Annotated in this window: 12 protein-coding genes; 3 read left to right on the top strand and 9 right to left on the bottom strand. The window is 53.6% G+C overall.

What is annotated here, in order from left to right; all coding sequences use genetic code 11:
- Positions 1–70 precede the first annotated feature (70 nt).
- Positions 71–1,945 carry a glycoside hydrolase family 13 protein gene (locus B157_RS0111775; protein ID WP_020603528.1) on the top strand — a complete coding sequence of 625 codons (1,875 nt, stop codon included), beginning with the start codon at positions 71–73 and terminating at the stop codon, positions 1,943–1,945.
- Between the two features lie 72 nt (positions 1,946–2,017).
- Here the strand turns inward: B157_RS0111775 and B157_RS0111770 are convergent, their stop codons facing one another.
- The 8 genes from B157_RS0111770 to B157_RS0111735 form a co-directional block, all read right to left on the bottom strand.
- The gene (locus B157_RS0111770; RefSeq protein ID WP_020603527.1) at positions 2,018–2,902 is read right to left on the bottom strand and encodes an ROK family protein; all 885 of its coding nucleotides are present in this window, start codon (positions 2,900–2,902) and stop codon (positions 2,018–2,020) included.
- Positions 2,903–2,919: 17 nt separating this feature from the next.
- Positions 2,920–5,061: an outer membrane protein assembly factor BamB family protein gene (locus B157_RS0111765; RefSeq protein ID WP_020603526.1), complete on the bottom strand. Its 2,142-nt coding sequence runs from the start codon at positions 5,059–5,061 to the stop codon at positions 2,920–2,922.
- Positions 5,062–5,123: 62 nt separating this feature from the next.
- Positions 5,124–7,739 carry a glycosyl hydrolase gene (locus B157_RS0111760; protein WP_020603525.1) on the bottom strand — a complete coding sequence of 872 codons (2,616 nt, stop codon included), beginning with the start codon at positions 7,737–7,739 and terminating at the stop codon, positions 5,124–5,126.
- A 92-nt stretch (positions 7,740–7,831) separates the two neighbouring features.
- Positions 7,832–10,246 (bottom strand): hypothetical protein, encoded by a 2,415-nt coding sequence (locus tag B157_RS0111755; protein ID WP_020603524.1) that lies wholly within the window; start codon positions 10,244–10,246, stop codon positions 7,832–7,834.
- The gene (locus tag B157_RS0111750) at positions 10,246–11,490 is read right to left on the bottom strand and encodes a DUF4249 domain-containing protein (RefSeq protein WP_245565063.1); all 1,245 of its coding nucleotides are present in this window, start codon (positions 11,488–11,490) and stop codon (positions 10,246–10,248) included. Before B157_RS0111750 ends, B157_RS0111755 begins: the two co-directional genes overlap by 1 nt.
- A gap of 4 nt (positions 11,491–11,494) precedes the next feature.
- A complete protein-coding gene (locus B157_RS0111745; RefSeq protein ID WP_020603522.1) occupies positions 11,495–14,272 on the bottom strand; it encodes a TonB-dependent receptor in 2,778 nt (925 codons plus the stop codon).
- Positions 14,273–14,341: 69 nt separating this feature from the next.
- Positions 14,342–15,073, bottom strand: a complete 732-nt coding sequence (locus tag B157_RS0111740; protein ID WP_020603521.1) for a hypothetical protein — start codon at positions 15,071–15,073, stop codon at positions 14,342–14,344.
- Positions 15,074–15,427: 354 nt separating this feature from the next.
- Positions 15,428–16,078 (bottom strand): 3-keto-disaccharide hydrolase, encoded by a 651-nt coding sequence (locus B157_RS0111735; RefSeq protein WP_020603520.1) that lies wholly within the window; start codon positions 16,076–16,078, stop codon positions 15,428–15,430.
- A gap of 250 nt (positions 16,079–16,328) precedes the next feature.
- Here B157_RS0111735 and B157_RS0111730 point away from each other — a divergent pair, with 250 nt between their 5' ends.
- Together B157_RS0111730 and B157_RS0111725 are read left to right on the top strand one after the other, a co-directional pair.
- Positions 16,329–17,198, top strand: coding sequence for a hypothetical protein (locus B157_RS0111730; RefSeq protein ID WP_020603519.1), 870 nt, complete (start codon positions 16,329–16,331; stop codon positions 17,196–17,198).
- A gap of 101 nt (positions 17,199–17,299) precedes the next feature.
- A complete protein-coding gene (locus tag B157_RS0111725; RefSeq protein ID WP_020603518.1) occupies positions 17,300–18,481 on the top strand; it encodes a cation:proton antiporter in 1,182 nt (393 codons plus the stop codon).
- Positions 18,482–18,505: 24 nt separating this feature from the next.
- Here the strand turns inward: B157_RS0111725 and B157_RS0111720 are convergent, their stop codons facing one another.
- On the bottom strand, positions 18,506–18,835 hold the full coding sequence (locus tag B157_RS0111720) for a hypothetical protein (protein ID WP_020603517.1): 330 nt from the start codon (positions 18,833–18,835) through the stop codon (positions 18,506–18,508).
- Positions 18,836–18,860: the final 25 nt, after the last annotated feature.

The following is an 18,860-nucleotide window of genomic DNA, read 5'->3' as shown; positions in this document are numbered from 1 at the left end:
TTTTTGGCTAAAGTTTTTCGCTATTTTTCGTTATTGTTGCATTATTCGTATGTCAATCGATTGCCAGCCTATGACAAAACTACTTACTACGCTCATTTTCGTGCTGATCCTGATGGCGCGTGTCACCGTTGCCCAGGATGTTCAGATTCAGCGCGTCAACCCAACCAACTGGTGGGTGGGGATGAAGAATCCAACGGTACAACTGATGGTGTACGGACCCAATGCCGGAACCCTGGCCTATTCGCTCAGCTATCCGGGGGTCAAACTGGCTAAAACGCATACGGTCGAAAACCCGAATTACGCCTTCCTAGACCTGGTTATTTCGCCCGCTGCCAAAGCCGGAACCCTCAAATTAACGGGCAAGCGGGGCAGCCAGACGCTCACGCAGCCGTTTGAACTGAAAGCCCGCGACAAAACCCCGAAAGGAAGTGGTGTAACCTCGGCGGATTTCATTTACCTGGCCATGCCCGACCGATTTGCCAACGGTGACCCCGCCAACGATAAATTTGCCGATATGGCCGACCCTAACGCCGACCGGGCCAATCCATTTTACCGGCACGGGGGGGACCTGGCTGGTGCTGCCAAACACCTCGACTACCTGAAAGAGTTAGGGGTTACGGCCATCTGGTTTACGCCCGTGCTGGAGAATAATCAGCCCCTTACCAACGAGGGTGGGGTTATGCGCTCGGCCTACCATGGCTACGGTTTTACAGACCATTACGCCATCGACAAGCGGTTAGGTGGTAACGATGCCTACAAGACTTTCGTGAAAAAAGCCCATGCTGATGGGCTGAAAGTGGTGCAGGATGCAGTATATAACCATGTGGGTATCAATCACTGGTTTATCAAAGACATGCCCAGCAAAGACTGGCTGCATCAGTGGCCCACTTACACGAACACTTCCTATAAATACCAGCCCATTACGGATCCCCACGCTGCGGAAATTGACCGGCGCGTTACCCTTGATGGCTGGTTCGTACCGTTCCTGCCCGACCTCAACCAGAGCAATCCTTATGTAGCTAACTTCCTGATTCAGCACGCCATCTGGACGGTGGAGGAGTTTGGCGTAGATGCCTGGCGCGTAGACACGTATATGTACAACGATATGCCATTTATGAATCGCTGCAATGCGGCCCTGATGACGGAGTACCCGAAAATTCACATCTTCGGCGAATCGTGGGTGAACAATGTAGTTGACCAGGCGTATTACACCCGCAACAAAATTGACTTCCCCTTTAAGTCGAATCAGCCGGGTGGCCTTGATTTTGTGCTGTATTCGGCCATGCTGGACGGATTAAAGCAGAATTTTAGCTGGGACGATGGCGTAAACCGCCCCTATCAGGCACTGGCGCAGGATGCGGTGTATGCCGACCCGACCAAACTCGTCACTTTCCTGGATAACCATGACACAGACCGCTACCTGTCCGTGATTGGCGATGATTTCGATAAGTACAAAATTGGACTAACGTGGCTACTCACTACGCGCGGCATCCCGTCGATGTACTACGGCACCGAAATTCTGATGAAGAATTTCAAAGATCCGTCGGATGCCGAGGTGCGTCGTGATTTTCCCGGTGGTTTTTCGGGGGACAAGGAAAATAAGTTCGAGGCTGCCGGCCGTACCGACAAGGAAAACGATGCCTTCAATTTTGTGAAAAGACTGGCGAACTACCGCCGGGTTACGCCCGCGCTGCATTCGGGGAAACTCACGCAGTACCTGCCACAAAATGGCACGTATGTCTATTTTCGGTACGATGCGGGCAAAACGGTAATGGTAGCGACTAACAGCACCGAGAAGGAAATTAGCCTGGATACGGACCGTTTCTACGAGCGCATGAATGGCTTTACGTCGGCGAAAAACGTATTGACGGATGAGAAACTGACCGATTTGAAACTCCTGAAACTGCCCGCTAAAACGGCCCTGGTGCTGGAGTTGGGGAAATAGTCCCAAGCCGTTATGGTGTCTGTTTAGACCAGCCCGACCACTCAAAACGGACACCATAACGGCTTGGGTTAGCTAACCCTGCAAACTGGCAGCGGCTCCAATGGCACCCGCCCACTCCCCGAAATGGGCTTTGCAGATGGTTGTCTTTTTGCCGCCCGGTCGCCACTCAAACAGGTCCATGAAGGTTGCCAGAGGACCGAACAGCGCATCGTCGGCCTGCGTGATGCCCCCGCCCAGTATAATCTGTTCGGGCGAAAACGAGTTGGCGACGGAGGCCAGCGCCCCCGCCAGCCGACGCACGGAGGTCAGCCAGACGAGCGTAGCCAGCGGTTCGCTCCGTTTATAGCCATCCAGCAGTTCATGGGTACTCTGATACCGTCCGTAGGACCGGCGACCAACGGTGGCGTTGCCAATGGCATCTTCCAGGCTACCGGGCGCGTTCGTAACATCGAGTTGGTCGCTGTCGGCATCTACCGTCATGTGCCCCAGGTGCCCGGCCATCTGAAAAAATCCCTGGTATAACTGACCGTTGACCAGCATGCCCCCCCCAACACCCGTACCCAGCGTAAGCATAACGACGTGAGACAGGTTGCGGGCGGCTCCAAACCGGGCTTCGGCCATCAGGGCGGCATGGGCATCGTTCAGTACCCAGACCCGCTCGCCTAGAAAACCACCCCAGTCGAACCCTTCCAGCCCCGGCAGCCGGCCGGGCATGTAGGCGATGGCCGAATTGTCGGACCGGGGCAGTCCGGGGGCGGCCAGACCTACGCCCAGAACGGGCTGACTTGCAGCAGCTTTCAGGTCCCGTACCGTTTGGGCAACAGCCTGCTTCCAGCTACTGGTTTCGCCGTCGTTGGTGGGAGTCATCTGTTTTTCAATAACAGTACCCGTTTGGGTGTCGATAAGGACGCCTTTAATGCGGGTGCCGCCCAAGTCGATACCAATAGCCTGATTCATGTTGGATGTTGATCGGGTTAGGGCAAGGCAAAGGCTACGTAACTTTCTCCTTTTGGTGCCCCCAGTTTGGTGCCGCCACAGGCCAGCACGATGTATTGTTTACCCGCTATTTCGTAAGTGCTGGGCGTGGCAAAGCAGGCCGCCGGGAGTTGGGTTTGCCAGAGCAGCTTACCCGTTTTGCAGTCGAATACGCGCAACATGGCGTCTTTCGTCCCCGCAATAAAAAGCAGCCCACTGGCCGTAATAACGGGGCCGCCGTAACTTTCCGACCCGGTAGGCTCTTTGGTTTTCAGCTCCGGATAATTACCCAGTACCGTTTTCCAGACGTACTCGCCGGTGTTCAGGTTGATGGCGTTCAGCGTACCCCAGGGTGGTTTTACGGCGGGATAGCCGTTTTTATCCAGAAACTTACTGTAGCCCGATATACGGTACGGAACGGTCGATTTTGCCTGTTCGGCCTGGCTCAGTCCCGGTTCACGGGTGACGGTCGCCCCCGTTTTCTCTTCCTCAAAAAGATACGCCAGCAAGTCCTGTTTCTGGGTATCCGACAGGCTCGTAAACGCGGGCATCATGCCTTTTCCATGCGACACGATGTTACTCACGTAGGCCTGACTCCGGCGTTTCCGGATATTCAACAGGGATGGAAAACCGCTGGCCGGATTGCCTTTTCGTTCGGCCCCGTGGCAGGGCGAACAGGTGGTGGTATACACCCGCTGACCGGGACTAAGCTGCGCTAGTTGGTCGGCGGATAGTTTTTTGTTGAGCGAAATCAACCAACCCATCTCGTTGCTGTTCACGTACATAATCCCACCGGGGTCAACGGCGGCACCCCCGTACTCGGCCCCGCCATCCAGACCGGGATAGATGATGGTGCCCTGCGCGCTGAGGGGCGTAAAAGCCCCATCGTAGCGGCTGCGTTTCAGGGTAGCGATGAGCTCCTGCCGGTTTTCGGCCAGTGGGCTTATATCCGAGGCCTTCAGCGAGTGCCGGGCGTAGGGAGCGGGTTTGGTCGGGATGGGTTGCGTGGGCCAGGCCTGTTCGCCCTCAACGTCGGAAGCTGGAACCGGCACTTCATTGATGGGAAACAAGGGCGTACCCGTTTCCCGGTCGAAGAGAAAAACGTAGCCCTGCTTGGTCACCTGCGCCACGGCATCTACCTTTTTTCCGTTATGCGTTACCGTCACAAGGTTAGGCGGAGCGGGGGCGTCGCGGTCTAGAATGTCGTGGTGAACGAGCTGGTAATGCCAGAGCCGCTTGCCGGTTTTGGCATCGAGGGCCAGCAGGCAGTTGGCAAACAGATTCTGGCCCGCCCGGTTACCACCGTAGAAATCAAAAGCGGCTGAGCCAGTGGGTACGAACAGAATACCCCGCTGCCGGTCAACAGCCATCCCCGACCAGTTATTGGCGGCTCCCACATCGGTATTTTTATAGGTGTCTTTCGGCCAGGTGTCGTAGCCAAACTCGCCCGGTTCGGGGATGGTATGGAACACCCAGACCAGCTTGCCCGTCCTGATATTGAATGCCTGAATGTGGCCCAGTGCGGCATCGGCTCCTTCCGACAGGCGCATGGGCATGATAATCAGATCTTCGAAAACGGTGCCGGGCGTGTTGGAAATAACCATTTTATCCTTCGCCGTTGGTCCTAATCCGGCTTTCATGCTGGTACGGCCCTGCTCGCCGAAAGTCGTCACGGGTTTACCGGTGGTGGCTTCCACGGCATAGAGCCAGGAGTCGTTCGTGAAGAGAATACGCTGGTCGGCCCCATCTTCCCAGTAAACAAGCCCCCGGCTGGTACTGCTGGAGCGAATGGCTCCGTTCATGGCCAGACTGTCTTTGCGTAGCCAGATTTGCTTGCCCGTTGCCGCATTGATGGCGAAGGGCTGCGTGGTGGCCGTCATGCCGTACAGGATGCCGTTTTTGATAATGGAGTTACACTGAATCTGTCCCGAATCCAGCGTGTGGTATTGCCACGCAATTTTTAGCTGGCTGACATTTCCCGCATTGATTTGGGTAAGGGTCGAATAATGGTTTCGGTCGGGGCCACCCAGGTATTCGGGCCAGTCGCTGGCCGAGCCGGGCAGTATGGGCTGGTTGGTAAGTCTAGCCGCTACGAACAACATCGCCGACAGCAGGATAAAGGGAACGAGGAGTCGTTTCATCGGACAGAAATACGGAGTAGGTCTAACGTGGCTACCTTCTGCGGTAACGGATAAAGCACTTTTTACGGGTTTGATACTGACACGACCGGCGTCAGCGTAAGAGGGCCGAGTAGCCCGGAAGGCAGGGCATCCCATTTCGTCGCATCGAAGGGTTTGTAGCGTATGTCCACGATGTTGATGTCATAGAATTTCTTCCATTCGGGGTGAATTTGGTCGTACAGCCGCATGTAGTTTGCCGACAGGTTCGTAACGTCGATGTCCAGCCGATTATCCCGGGGCCTTAGCTTATCGGCCGGTAGGGTCAACTGGTAGGGGAGGCACCAGGCCGTTCCGATGGATTCACCATTCAGCCGAACGTCGGCTACTTCCCGCACATCGCCCAGGCTAAGCAGGTAGGATGCCGCCTTTGCCCCGGCGGGCAAATCAAAGGTGGTGGTGTACCGGCCAATGCCCCAAAAATACCCCGCCGAGTCGGATACGGTTGTCCAGGAGACGAGTTTAGGAAAGGTAGCTGTCGTTGTCAACGCTGGTCTGCCCTGCATAAACTGGAATTGCCAGGGATTGGTCAGCGAAATGGCTGGTGCATCGGGCTGGCTCGTCAGACGTTTTTGAGCATCCGCAGGTACGATATTGGGCGTTCCTGAGGTGACGTTCATAAAACAGGACTGACCGGGCTCAAGGGGCATCCATACCTCATTCTGCCCGTTTTTACCTTTCCGAACGGGTACTGTTTTCGTTTGATTGGTCAGTGGGTCGTACCGACTGATGCGGCCCGTTGCCGATAGCGTAATCCAGTTCTGACGGAACTGATTGCCCAGGTTCGTGATGAAATACTGGGTCGTATCAGCGCGTTGTTTGCGGATGAAGGACAGCCCTTCGGCGGCCCAGGGTTCAACCCGAACGCCTGCTTTGGGCAACTCACTGAACACGTCCGTCGTAACGGTAACCGTTTTTATGTTCTGGAGCGTTTTGCCGAGTTGTTTTACCGTTGCCGAGCGAGCTTCATGCTGATAAAAACCCGGTGCCTGTTGCGCTAGTGGCCCATCGAAAATAATCCGCGCACCCAGCCGGGCCAGCCGTTCCAGTTGCCGGAGCGACGTTTCGGGCAGGTACGTACTGCGGGGTACCAGCACCACCTTGTACGTGGCACCCGACGGACTCCGAAGGCCGGACGGGCTGGCGGTAAGCTTTGTCAGCAGATCGTCGGAAACGTAGTCGAAGGCATAGCCGCGCTGCGCCAGTTGCTCACCCAGTTTCCCGAAGCGTTGCGGCAATAACCATTGCTCTACATGGTGAACTTCCAACTGGTGAATCCCGCCCGCCGATCTGGCCCGCGTCGCCCACAAATCATGAATGGGGAAGTACAGCAGCACGTCGTTATCAGGTTTGCTGCTTTGCAGGCGCGTCTGGCAGCGTTCAATGTACTGATTCAGCAGCGGCAGGTGCGGCCAGAAATGCGAGGTGGGGCCGTAGTTGGTGGAGGCATAAAACAGCCAGCCCGGCGAATCCACGTTAGGCCAGCCTTCGGATGGGGGCGAGTAGGGGATGCCGTGGTAGAAAATATGGTTGATGCCGGCCGCCAGCAACTCATCTACCTGCGGTTTTATCTGCGACAGCGACACCTGAAAATGATTGGCCAGCCAGGTGCCCGTTTCGGAACTGACCAGTGGTTTACCAAGCAAATGCGCGGCCGACGATGCAAATTTCATGGCCAGCGGATTCGGTGTTCCAAATCGGTCGACTTCGTAATTGGCATCAACCCGCAGGCCGGGAATGGGAAAGCGGCTGGACCCGAACGATTCGGTTTCGGGAATGTCGGCCTGGGCGTAGAGGTCGATGAGGTTACCCGGCGAACCGTGGGCCTGATTGCGGGATAAATACCCGGCTTTTGTGGCCCAGTTGCCCCATGTTTTGGCGAAGCCATCGTTCAGCAACTCGGACAGGGTTTGGTGATAATCCTGATGAACGAGGATGCTGGTGGGCGACTGGGTAGTATCCTGCAAAGCAGCCAGTTGGGTGTTTAGGTCGTACCCCCGTCGGGCTGCAAATTCAGTTAGGAATTTATCCGTCCAGTTGGCACCGTACACTTCGTAGGAGTCGTTGTACACGGCTCTTGGCCGTTCCGGTAGCCGGGTCAGCGTCGAGTCAAAGCGGTGCAGGTACTGCGCTACGGCGAACTTGCTGAAGTAGTCGATTACTGGTCCCTGCCCACCCGGCGCGGGGCGTTTTACCTGTTGCTTCGTCAGGGCGGAGGTTAGTTGTCCGTTTTCTACCTTCCAGGCCTTAGCCGCTATGTCTGCTGTTACGCCCTGCCCGCCGAACGGCCAGCCCGTGCCGGTGGTCAAATCGACACCCAGTCCCAGCCGTTTCCCTTCCCGAACCGTGTGGGCAAATACGGCCAGCCATCGGTCGCTCAGGTAGGGGATGAATTGCTTCTCGAAGCCTTTTACGCCGTAGATAGGAATGATATGTACCCCGCCCAGGCCGGCTTTGGCGAATTGCTCAAGCAGGCTGGTAATGTCGGGTTCGTTGACGGCATCGCCCATCCACCACCAGTAGGTCCAGGGTTTGGCGGTATTGCCAGTGGCCGTTTGCCGGGTGGTGAGGGGTTTTGGCTGTGCCTGCACGGCTGAAAGGCTGGTCAGGAGCAGCAGTAATGAAAAGAGAAATCGGTTCATGAGGGGTACAGTTACCAGACGAAATGACGGACAAAACGGGGCATTCTCAGTAAAAGTCCGGGTTGGTCCAAATTTCACCGTACTGTACTCACCTACTTCGGGGTATTTTTTACATTGAAACGTGTTTGCTGATATCCGGCTTGCCCGTCGTTCGTTAGCCCGTTGACTTCCACCACGTAGGTACCGGTCTGGTCGGAGGTGTAAAAATCAAGCTCGGTTTTCCCCTGGGCGTTGGTTTTCAGGGCTGGATTCCAGTATAACAGGGTGCGTCCGTCGGGTAGTCGACTGGTCGCTACATTGGCAGGTCGGTCGTAGCGGGGGGCATAAAATTCCCGCTGCCGTTGCAGGCCATCGTAGTCGAGTTTCAGCAACCGGGCATCGAGTGGATAACCCGCCAGGTCGCCTTTGTAGGTCATAAAACTAATAACCCCATGAAACAGGGCCGGGCTGATGAGGTAAGCGTTCGTGACCACGTCCAGCTGCTTAATTTTCAGCGGGCTGAAGTCAATCACTTTTTCCATATCGAACACGGGTACCCCGTCAATCATCACCAGCGGGCTATCCTCGAAAATGGCCCGGTAGGGCGCGTTCAGCACATCCAGATGAAATCGTCCCTGCCGCTTGCGGGGCATCACGCCCAGCACATATTCGCGCAGCACCTCTTCCATGCGCGGAAAGCGCGTGTAAGTATCCAGTAGATAGGATTCGCTGGGTTTCCCGTAAAACGCCGTGCTGTCTACAACAGGGTCACGATACTGCACGGTACGGTCGCCCTCAAAGGTGGATTGTACCTGCATGGCTACGCTCCGGTTCAGGAGCTGGTCGGCCTGCGATTCCAGAATGGTAAGGGCGGGAAGTGAAGGCGGTGATGTGGATTCGATAAAGGGATTGGTGATCGTCAGTTTGGCCAGACTGTCTTTAGGATTCGTTTGTACAATGATGTGCTGCGATCCGTAAAAATCCTGCATCTCGAACCGGATTCGCCCTGTCGAGTCACTCCTCGATACATACAACCGAATGGGTCTGCCGGGTGTCGACAGGTACGTGAACTTATTGGGCAGGGGCTCACCCGAAACGGGGTCGGTTACGGTTCCCTGAATGATGGGGCCGTTGATTTCGGGAATAAATGGATGAACGGGAGCCGATTTGTTCTGGAGAACATCCGTCCATCGAAACCGTCGCCAGCCGTGGGTTAGCATCAGGTTGTCAGTAGCCTGTTTAACTTCGTCGTTCTCTGCCTGTAGATAATAGTCCGGTGATTCAATCCTGCCCGCTAAATCAGCCGTTAGCCACAAGTAACTCAGAATAGTCTCCGAACGGGTAGCTGCCAGCGAATCGAGCCGATAGACAGCAACGGATAGGTTAGTCTGATTGGTTTTATTGAGGGGTGCCTGTACCGACATAGCCAGCGTTACGTTGGTGCGGGAGGCATAGGTAGGTTGGTTAGGCTTTAGTGAAATGACTACCGGTGTGGGCCGTTTGAAATAAAGCCGTTCGCAAACAGGCTGCTGGCTGGCGTTGAAAACCGTGAGGTGCGATATACCTTCGCCCAGTGCATTTTTGTCGAGCGTAAAGGTCGTTTCCCTGCCCTGAATCGGTCGCATTTCCGCGGCTTTGATCGCATTGCGGGTATGGGCAAAGAGATACACTGCTGAGGCTCCGGCTACGTTGGTGCTAACCGTAATGGTTAGCTTGTCGCCCGGTGTTTCTTTCAGCCGCATAACGTACCCCTGCGGCTGAATAGGGGGCAGTAACCGCGTAAACGAACGTCCGTTTTCGTCCTGCATCACAACCCGGTATGTTATACTGGCCGAGGGGGTAAAACTAAAATTACCCATCCCGAATTTATGGGATGTGAACCGGGCCAGTGTATCACTTTGCCCACCCAATAACCACCCCCGAACGGGAATGCCATGCCCGGTTGAATCGGCGACTTTAAACGCGACTTTACCAGACAGTCCCTGCACCAGGTTGCCGCCTTCCGGAAAAAACTGGATGTCATAGTCCGCCAGGGCCTTCGGTATGGTTGGGTCGAGGGGCGTAAACGGGTTGACGATAGTCAGGTTTTTCTCGAAGAAATAATCGGCACTGAAGTTCTTCATCCAGTTGGTATACGCCCGCATCCGGTACGTGCCCGACCGCAGGGAAGCGGGCAGAAACAGGCTAGCATTTCCCCCGCCCGTTGTAAGGGCAACTTTCGTCTGTAATACAGCCCTCCCTTCTTTATCCAGTAACTCTATGTACGCTACCCGGCTGATATCAAGTGGTTTGTGGTACGTACCATCCACGTAATAGACGCTAAGCCAGAGGGTTTCGCCAGTGAGATAACCCGCCTGGTCGGTATGGATAAACAGTTTTTCGGTCAGCGTTTGCTGGCGGTAGGTATCGAATGCGGTTGTAATGGCTGCCGATGGGTCGGATGCCTGTCCAAACAGAATCGAACGAGTTCCTGTCAGGAAAATCAGCAGTAGCCATTTCAGGGGTCGGATGCGGGGCGGTGTCGGCATTATTTCCAGAAGTCAGGCTTTGTGATTACGCCACCCCGCGTCCGGCAGTCGGCACAGTCGTCGGACGTGGTGAAGTATTTATTCAGTATATCATCGAAGCTGATAACCGCTGGCTTTGTATCGAGTACATCTTTTTTACTGAGGGTATCCACCGTGCATCCTCCGAGTCCGGTATAGGTATTCCAGCCAAACGGCAATTGACTGCGACTGATAAACAGGCGCTTGCTGTCTACCGTGCCGACCCGAAAAAAGCCCAGCACCAGGTCGCTGGCATTGGTGGCCGAATGGATATTGCCCGTAATCTGGGTCGGTTGCGGGTCGAAAATAGAACCTACATTCTGCGTTATCCGGGCCAGTTGGTCATAGTACTCAAAACCCGCCTGGGTCAGCCCAATCTGCCGGACCAGAATGCTGTATTTGACACCCAGTTTAATAGAGGTGCCGGGTATGTGCAGCAACGGAAACTGACTCACCACATCCTGGCTAAGCCGCGCCGTAGACGACGTAATAATGTTGGTCGAGTTATCACTACCCCAGCATCGGAAAACGGATTGCAGCCGATCCACAATCTGGGTATTTTTTATCTCCAGCAATGAGTTATATAAGGTGGTATACTCCCAGGTCGATGCGAAATCCCAGCGGTAATAGTGGGTACTGTTTTTGGGATCATGCGTGTTTACGTTGATTTGTAGACCATCGTCCTGCGCCCGCCAGCTTATGCTGTCGATGGGGGGCGTTGGCACCACCGGCACGTAGTCCGAATAGTAATCCTGCCCTTTAGCGGTTTTTATGTGCAGCCGGTACGTTCCACCCACTACCGGCATAACGCCCGTCAGGGTGTACGCTCCGCTGGTGCCTTCTTTCAGCGTATATACCGTTTTGTTGGGCATCTCGATGCTCACCTGTGCCTTGGTTTCGGCGGCCGGTAATTTGGGGTCAGCCAGGTTCTGCGTGCGCGACAGGGAGATAGTCGTTGTAGCGCCGGGGGCACTGTCGAAGAAGCCGTTCACCACCAGATAACTGTTGGGCGAGGTGATTTCAGGTGGTCGGTACGGGTCTACGCAACCCGCCAGCAGGAAGAGAAGAAGGGCCAGGAACGGGTATGTTTTTACATCATTCCCGGAAACGAGGAATCTCAGGTGAGGAAGTTGACCGGGCCGCCGGAGCGGATTCCTCATACTTCGGAATGACAAAAACCGGATTGACAGGAACAGGCTCATAGCGCTGTTAGTCAGCTCTTTCATCGCCTTAAAATCTAAAGTTGTACGTGACCGATGGAATCGGATTGCCAAAAATGGAAAGCTGATAACTTTTGATAACCCCATTCTCCGATTTGAAATAGACCGAGTAGGCATTGTGCCGACCCAGCAGGTTGTAGACAGAAACGGTCCAGGAACTGTGCGCCAGTTTTTTGACCTTGTGATTACCCTCAATGTTCATGGCAAAATCGGCGCGGTAGTAATCGGGAATCCGGTACTGGTTCCGCTCCGAATACAGGAGCCGGGCGGCTCCGTCGAGGTAGTATTTGGACACCGGCAGCGTGATGGGTCGCCCCGTGCTGTAGGTAAAGTTGAACGACAGGCTAAACCGGCGATTGATTTTGTAATTACTGATGAGCGTTATGTCGTGCGGTTTATCGAAGCTGCTGGGGTAGTAATTGCCCTGATTGATGGTTTCGCTGTTGCCCGTATTAGTGGTGCGGAGCAGGGTGCGGGCGTACGTATAACTCAGCCAGCCATTGAGCTTACCCGTTGTTTTCTTCACCAGAAACTCAACGCCGTAGGCCAGTCCTTCGGCGTTGATGACGTCGGTTTCTATGTGGTGATTCAGTATCAGGGAAGCCCCGCCCCGGTAGTCGAGCCGGTTTTGCATGGTTTTATAGTACGCTTCCACCGACATTTCGATGGTGTTGGTGCGGTTGTTCTTGTACAGGCCAACAGCGTACTGGTCGCCAATCTGCGGTTTGATGCTGGGGTCGCTCAGTTTCCAGATGTCGGTGGGGGAAATAACGGTGGTGTTGGACAGCATCTGAATATACTGCCGCGTCCGGTTGAAACTTGCTTTTACCGAAGCCGTACCCGACAGGGCGTACCGAAGCGACAGCCGGTACTCTGGTCCCTGATAGGTGCTGATGGGCTGGTTGTTTCCGTAGCTCACCGTGTCGATGATGTTTCCCACCGTTTTTGGCTGACCCGGCACATAGGTATACACCGAACGGGCACCCAGATAGGTGTATAACGAGTAGCGCAATCCCCCACTGATGGAAAGTCGGGGGCTCAGGTCGAAGCGGTCGCCGATGTACAGCGCATTTTCCAGACCCTGTTCATCCGGAACCACGTCGGGTACGATCAGCGACGCATCGCCTTTGGGCTGAAAGTTGCCGGGATGAAGTTTATAGTAGGTAGAATTGACGCCAAAATCTACCGTGTGCTGGTTGGTTGGAAAGAAGTTGAAATCGGCCTTTACCTGGGTCTGATGGATACCAAAGCCCAAATCATAGGCATTGACCGGATTTTTATCGCTCGACACGCTGTAGGTGTAGCCGCTGTAACTGCCCGTAAAAACGCTGTACAATTTATTGGTAATGACGTGTTTCCATTTCAGCGTAGCGGTCTTGTTCTGGTAGGCGTAGGCCGTGTCGCTGTTGAGACGGAATTTATCCCGACTGGCGTAGCCCGTCAGGTAAAACGTGTTCCGCTCGTTCATATCGTGGGTGATGTGCAGGTTCAGGTCGTAAAACTGCGCCTGACTTTTCTGGAACGACTCGTTCTGTAATTGGTGCAGCAGCCAGTCGGAATAGGTAGAACGGATACCCACAATAAACGAGGTTTTATCTTTCAGGATTGGCCCTTCGAGGGTGAGCCGGCCCGTCAGCAATCCGATACCGCCCGAACCGACGAGCTTTTTCTTGTTGCCATCCCGCGTTTGCACGTCCAGCACCGACGACAGCCGCCCGCCAAATTTTGCCGGCATGGCACTTTTGTAGAGTTCAGCACTTTTGATCATGTCGGGGTTGAAGGCGGAGAAGAAACCAAACAGGTGCGAGGAGTTGTAAATCGTCGCATCGTTGTACAGAATCAGGTTCTGGTCGGTGGCACCCCCGCGCACGTTGAGGCCGGTTGAACTTTCACCTACTGTTTTCACGCCCGGCAGGGTCTGGATAACCCGCAGAATATCGGCTTCGCCCAGGGCTGTGGGTACCTGCCTGATACTTTTGATGTCAATCCGTTCCTGCCCCATTTGCAGGCCCGATATGTTTTTGTCTTTCTCGGCTTCGATGACCACTTCTTTCAGGGCAATCACATCGTCTTCCATCTCGATGTCGAATTTATCGTCCGAGTAAAAAACAATTCGTCGGCGGGTGTCTTTCAGCCCAATGCTTCTGATTTTGAGGTCATGTTTGCCACGGGGCAGCGTAACGGAATAAAAGCCAAACTGGTCGGAAACGGTGCCGATGCGCGGATTTTCGATGTAGACAGCCGCTCCCACGATGGGTTCGCCTGAGGCTACATTCCGCACATAGCCGGATAGGGTAGAACGGCCCGGCCGGATGGACGCATCGGCGGTTCGTTTGCCAATTTCGTACACCTTCGCTTCGGGTTCCGGGCGTTTTTTCTGCTGTTGGGACAGGTAATCGTTCATCGTCGAGTCGGTTGGCGAACCGGGTAGCCCCCCCCGGAAAAAACCAATGGGTAACTCCGTCCGAATCACCCGGTCGATGGTGATGTAAACGCGCTGTTGGGCATCAATGGCGTACTGGTACCTGGTGCCGTTAAAAAGCTGTTGCAGTACCGACCGTACCGGCTTGTTTTCGATCTTCAGCGTGACGATAAGGCTGTCTACTTCGGTGGCATTGAAGAAAAAGCGGTACGCGGTCTGGGCTTCGATAGCCTGGGCAACCTGCTCGAAATGTGCCTGCTCGAACGTACCACTGACCGGCTTATCGGCGGGTGATTGTGCCCGTGCGGCTATACCCAGCCCCGTTAGTAGCAGTAACAGAAAAAAAGTGCGGTAGAATTGGGCCATGTTTTAGGTAATTGGTTGTCATTCTTAGTCATTGATTGTCATTTTGTGGTTAATGACTATCGATGACAATCAATGACCCGAAATTTCTTCATACTGCTTCGCAGCCCGCGTAATCGACATCTCGCGTTGTTCGTCATTGAATTTGAGGTGGTTGGCGCGCAGGTATTTTCGCAGGGTTTTGGACCGGTCTGGAAACAGGGATAAAAAAGACCCCTTTGTTTTGACCTCATGGTACTGGCCGTCTTTTCGGATGAAAAAGCGGTCTTTAGGCAGGTAGTCAGCTACGTAGGTGCCACTCGAAATATCTTCATGGACGGTTTTTACGCGTTGCGCCAGTACCTGTGCCCGTCCATCGTACAGAAGTTCGTAGAAGCCGGGCACAATGCCCGACGTACTGTCGTTTATGAGTCGGATAAACCGGTGCTGCCCCAGCGAAAAATTACTTACTTTATTGGTGTGAAGCTGAATGCGATACCCGCCTTCCGGTGGCTGAACGGCTACTTCCTGCCGCACGATGTCGTACAGCATGAGTACGTCGTGGTAGCGAATATCGTTGTAGGTGATTGTTCCCGCCAGCAGACTGTCGGTTGGGTAGAAGGGGTGGATTTTTATGCGGTGGTCGTGGGCAATGTATTCGTTCCCTTCGTACACATGTTCCTGCTTTAAAAAAGCCTGCTCGTACTGGTTAACGGCCTGCTTTTTTGCCGCCTGCACAAATAAACTGTCGGACTCCGGCGTTTGTCCGGGGGCAGATTGGTACAGGAATAAAGCAACCAAAGACAAGAGTAAGCGTTGACGCATTTGAAAGGAAAAGTACGGCTGGTTCGTATCTGTATGTTAGCTTCACAAGATAGGGAAATAAGCGATCGTAACGCTCAGAAAAATACGCGGTATCGGGCCTTAACGACTGCTAAGTCCTTTTTGCGGGTAATCAGTTGAAGTGAAATTGGTCTGGGCATGAACAGCGACTGGACTATTCCGGACTTGTTAAGCCGGGAACAGTCCAGTCGTTGTTGCGGACACGAATGGCAATAGTGCTGTCAGGCAGCTTTTTGCTCACCCGGGAACGATAGGCCTATACGTTAGGGCTGTCAGGCTTTTTCGGTCGGGGTTCCGTGTTAATGGTATAGCACGGATTGAAGTACTGCCGCTTTTTTAATCGGGCAGCACTTTAATCATGATATCTTTGAAGTAGACTTTACTTTTAGGGTCGTGCCCCTGAAGGGCGATGGTGCCGCTGCTGAGTTTCTTGGGTGAACTGGCGTTGCTGACGCTGTCGGGCTCGGTAAAGTCGTTGATAATCTTGTCGTTTACCTTAATGATTACTTTTTTGCCCTGCACAATAATGTGTTCGGTATACCACTCACCGTCCTTCACGAATACTTCCTTCACATCCTGAAGGCCGTAAACGCTGCCCGTTTTACGCCAGTCGGTATGGCTTTGGTTCACCTGAATTTCATAGCCTTTGGATGGCCACCCGGAAGGCTGGTAGGCGGTATGAATAAACATGCCGGAGTTAGAGCCAGGCATGGTTTTGACCAGTGCTTTCCACTCGAAATTTTTGAAATCATGGTTGCCGACGGGGCCTTCATAAAACAGGTGCGCCCGCGGACCGGCCACTACAATGGCTCCATCCTGTACGCTGAATGTTGCCGGACTTTCGGTCGTGAGTTTCCAGCCATCCAGTGTCTTGCCATCAAAAATACGAACCCAGCTTTTGTCAGACGTAGCGGATGGACGGGAAGCACAACTTACCAGGAAACCAAGTACCAGCGTGGCCAGCAGGTAGGGTAGGGAATTACGCATAGAAAAAAGTAATTAATAGAAGAAAGATGTTCGGAGACTAAAGCACCACTGGCCCAAAAACTAATGATGGGCAGGCTACCTGCCCGCCACCAGGTTACAAACATCAGTGTCTGAATGAAGCGGGATGCTGCCATTTGTTCAGCCATGACGGAAGGCGTTACGGGATAACGTAGATAGCTTTATTAGGGTAAGGTTATCACTTTTACTTTATCTGTTCGTTACTTTGGCAACTGAAACAACCCGAATTTTCATGCGTAAATTTGTTTTGCTGATTTTTAGCCTGGCAATTATTTCCTGCAAACTCGCAGTACCGGGTGTGTACGAGGCACAGTTTGCCTCAGACCCTACTGCTGCGCCTGTTACTCCCGGACAGATTGATGAAGCATCCGGAGTGGCCGATAGCCGCAGCCAGCCCGGCAACGTGTGGATTGAGCAGGATAGCGGTAACCCAGCCGAACTGGCTTTGCTGGGTTATGATGGCGTATTAAAGGGGAAGATTAGCGTTCCCGGCTTTGATAACCGCGATTGGGAGGAATTATCTATCGGGCCTGGACCAAAGGATGGGGTAAACTACATGTATATCGGCGAAATTGGCGATAATAATGCCAACCATACCATATCCCAAATTTACCGACTCCCCGAACCTGCTTCGCTGCAAACACCCATCACGCAGGTTGAACGAATTAATTTTCGCTATCCCGACGGGCCCCGTGATGCCGAAGCCATGTTTGTTGACCCGGCTACCAAAGACATTTACATTATCTCAAAGCGGGAAACGAAAGTGCATCTGTATAGCCTTCCTTACCCGCAGGATGTCAATCAGGTAACGGTGGCAAAAGCCTACGGGGAGTTACCCCTGACGTTTGTAACGAGTGCGGCTATCTCGCCCGATGGGGCCGAAATGCTGGTTCGTACCTATACGCAGGTGTATTATTACAAACGCGATGCCGGCCAGTCCATTTCAGATGCCCTGCAGTTTGGCAATAGCCGCCAGCTAACCATACGGGCTGAACCGCAGGGCGAAGCCATTTGCTTTGATAAAGACAACAAAGGTTTTTTTACCATCAGCGAACGGGCCAGTGCCTCATCGGTGAATTTGTATTACTACGCGAGAAAGTAAAAGGCAGCAAGTCGTAAAAGTCATAAGTGGCTGACGCCAGTATAGGGTTCGTTTTGCGTCAGTCACTTATGACTTATGACTTACACTGACCGACTGTCGATATGGATTCATCAATTCTGATTATAGTCCTGAGCTTAGCGGTACTAATCTCGTATGCCTTCGACCTGTTTAGCAGCCGGTTCAAAACGCCCTCGGTTTTGTTGCTGTTGCTACTGGGTATGATTACCCGGCAGGTAACGGAATACTTTGCCGTTCAGGTGCCGTACGTCAATACCATTCTGCCAACGCTGGGTACGCTGGGGCTTATCCTGATTGTGCTGGAGGGCGGGCTTGATCTGGAACTGGATACCGACCGGCTGAGTATTCTGCGCCGGACGCTGCTGGCTTCCCTGCTTGGCATTATTGGTGGAACGCTGCTGATGGCCGGTATGCTCTATCTGCTGCTGAACGACTCGTTTTACCATTGTCTGATTGCAGCGCTGCCTTTTTCCATTATCAGCAGCTCGCTGACAGCGCAAATCATCACCAGCCTGATCGATGGGCAACGGGAGTTTGCCGTTTATGAATCGGCCTACGCCAGTATACTGGGAATTATGGCGTTCAATTTCCTGCTCCTCAGTCGCGATTCGGTTTTGGGTGCTGTATTGTCCTTCACCCGCGATACGCTGGTAATGGCCGTTATTTCCTTAAGTTGCTGTTTTCTGCTGCTTTACCTTATTGGCCGTATCAACCATCGGATTAAATTTCTGCCGATCATTTCCGTCCTGTTCCTGGTGTACGCACTGGCCGAAATAAATCACCTGTCCTCCCTGTTGCTGATTCTGATTTTTGGTCTGTTTCTGAATAATACAGACCTGTTTATCCGGGGACGGCTGAGTCGTATTTTTAAAAATGATCTGTTTGAAAAAGAACTCGACCAACTCAAGAACCTGACCGCGGAGGGGGCGTTCGTGGTTCGTACGTTCTTTTATCTGATTTTTGGCTACGCAGCCGTTCCGCAGGACCTGGTTCAAACCGATGCGCTCATTGTCAGCGGACTCTTTCTGGTGGTTATTGTGGCCTGGCGGTGGGTAACACTTCGGTTAACGTACCGGGGGCAAATGGGCCCGCTGTTATGGATTGCGCCCCGGGGGCTGATAACGGTGCTGCTATACCTGAATATACCTGAAGATTTACGGTTGATCGGTTTTCGGGAAGGCATTCCTATGTTGGTACTGGTGCTGTCAGCGTCTTTGGTTATGGTGGCTGGCATAGGCCGTAAACAAGTGACAGCCGGATTGTAGCAACAATGAAAAGCAGTGGTCTGGTCACCGCTTTGTAGCGCGGGTAAGGTAGCGCCGGAATTGCCAGTGGGGCCGGGTGTTAAGGTAAGTTAGGTTCTGGTCGTTCGCGAAGGCTTCGCGCTCAAAGCAGATATGTCGGTAGGCCGCATAATGATCCCGGTACTGCATTCGCCGGATCAGGTACTCGATGACATACCAGAGGTAAAACGGGACAACCCCCAGTTCAAGCTGTTGCCTGAGGTGAATACGTTCGTGGTTGAGCAGGGTAGGGCCGGGGTGCCGATGCCGGACAAGAATGAATGGGAATAAGGCCATGCCATCCGGCCCCAGCGAAGCAACATGAATAATGAACATTGGACTAACAGGATTCACAAAGGAA

It is taken from the genome of Spirosoma spitsbergense DSM 19989 (assembly GCF_000374085.1).
Taxonomy (GTDB): domain Bacteria; phylum Bacteroidota; class Bacteroidia; order Cytophagales; family Spirosomataceae; genus Spirosoma; species Spirosoma spitsbergense.
Note: the sequence above shows the minus strand (reverse complement) of the source record. Positions and strands in the feature narration are given on the sequence as shown.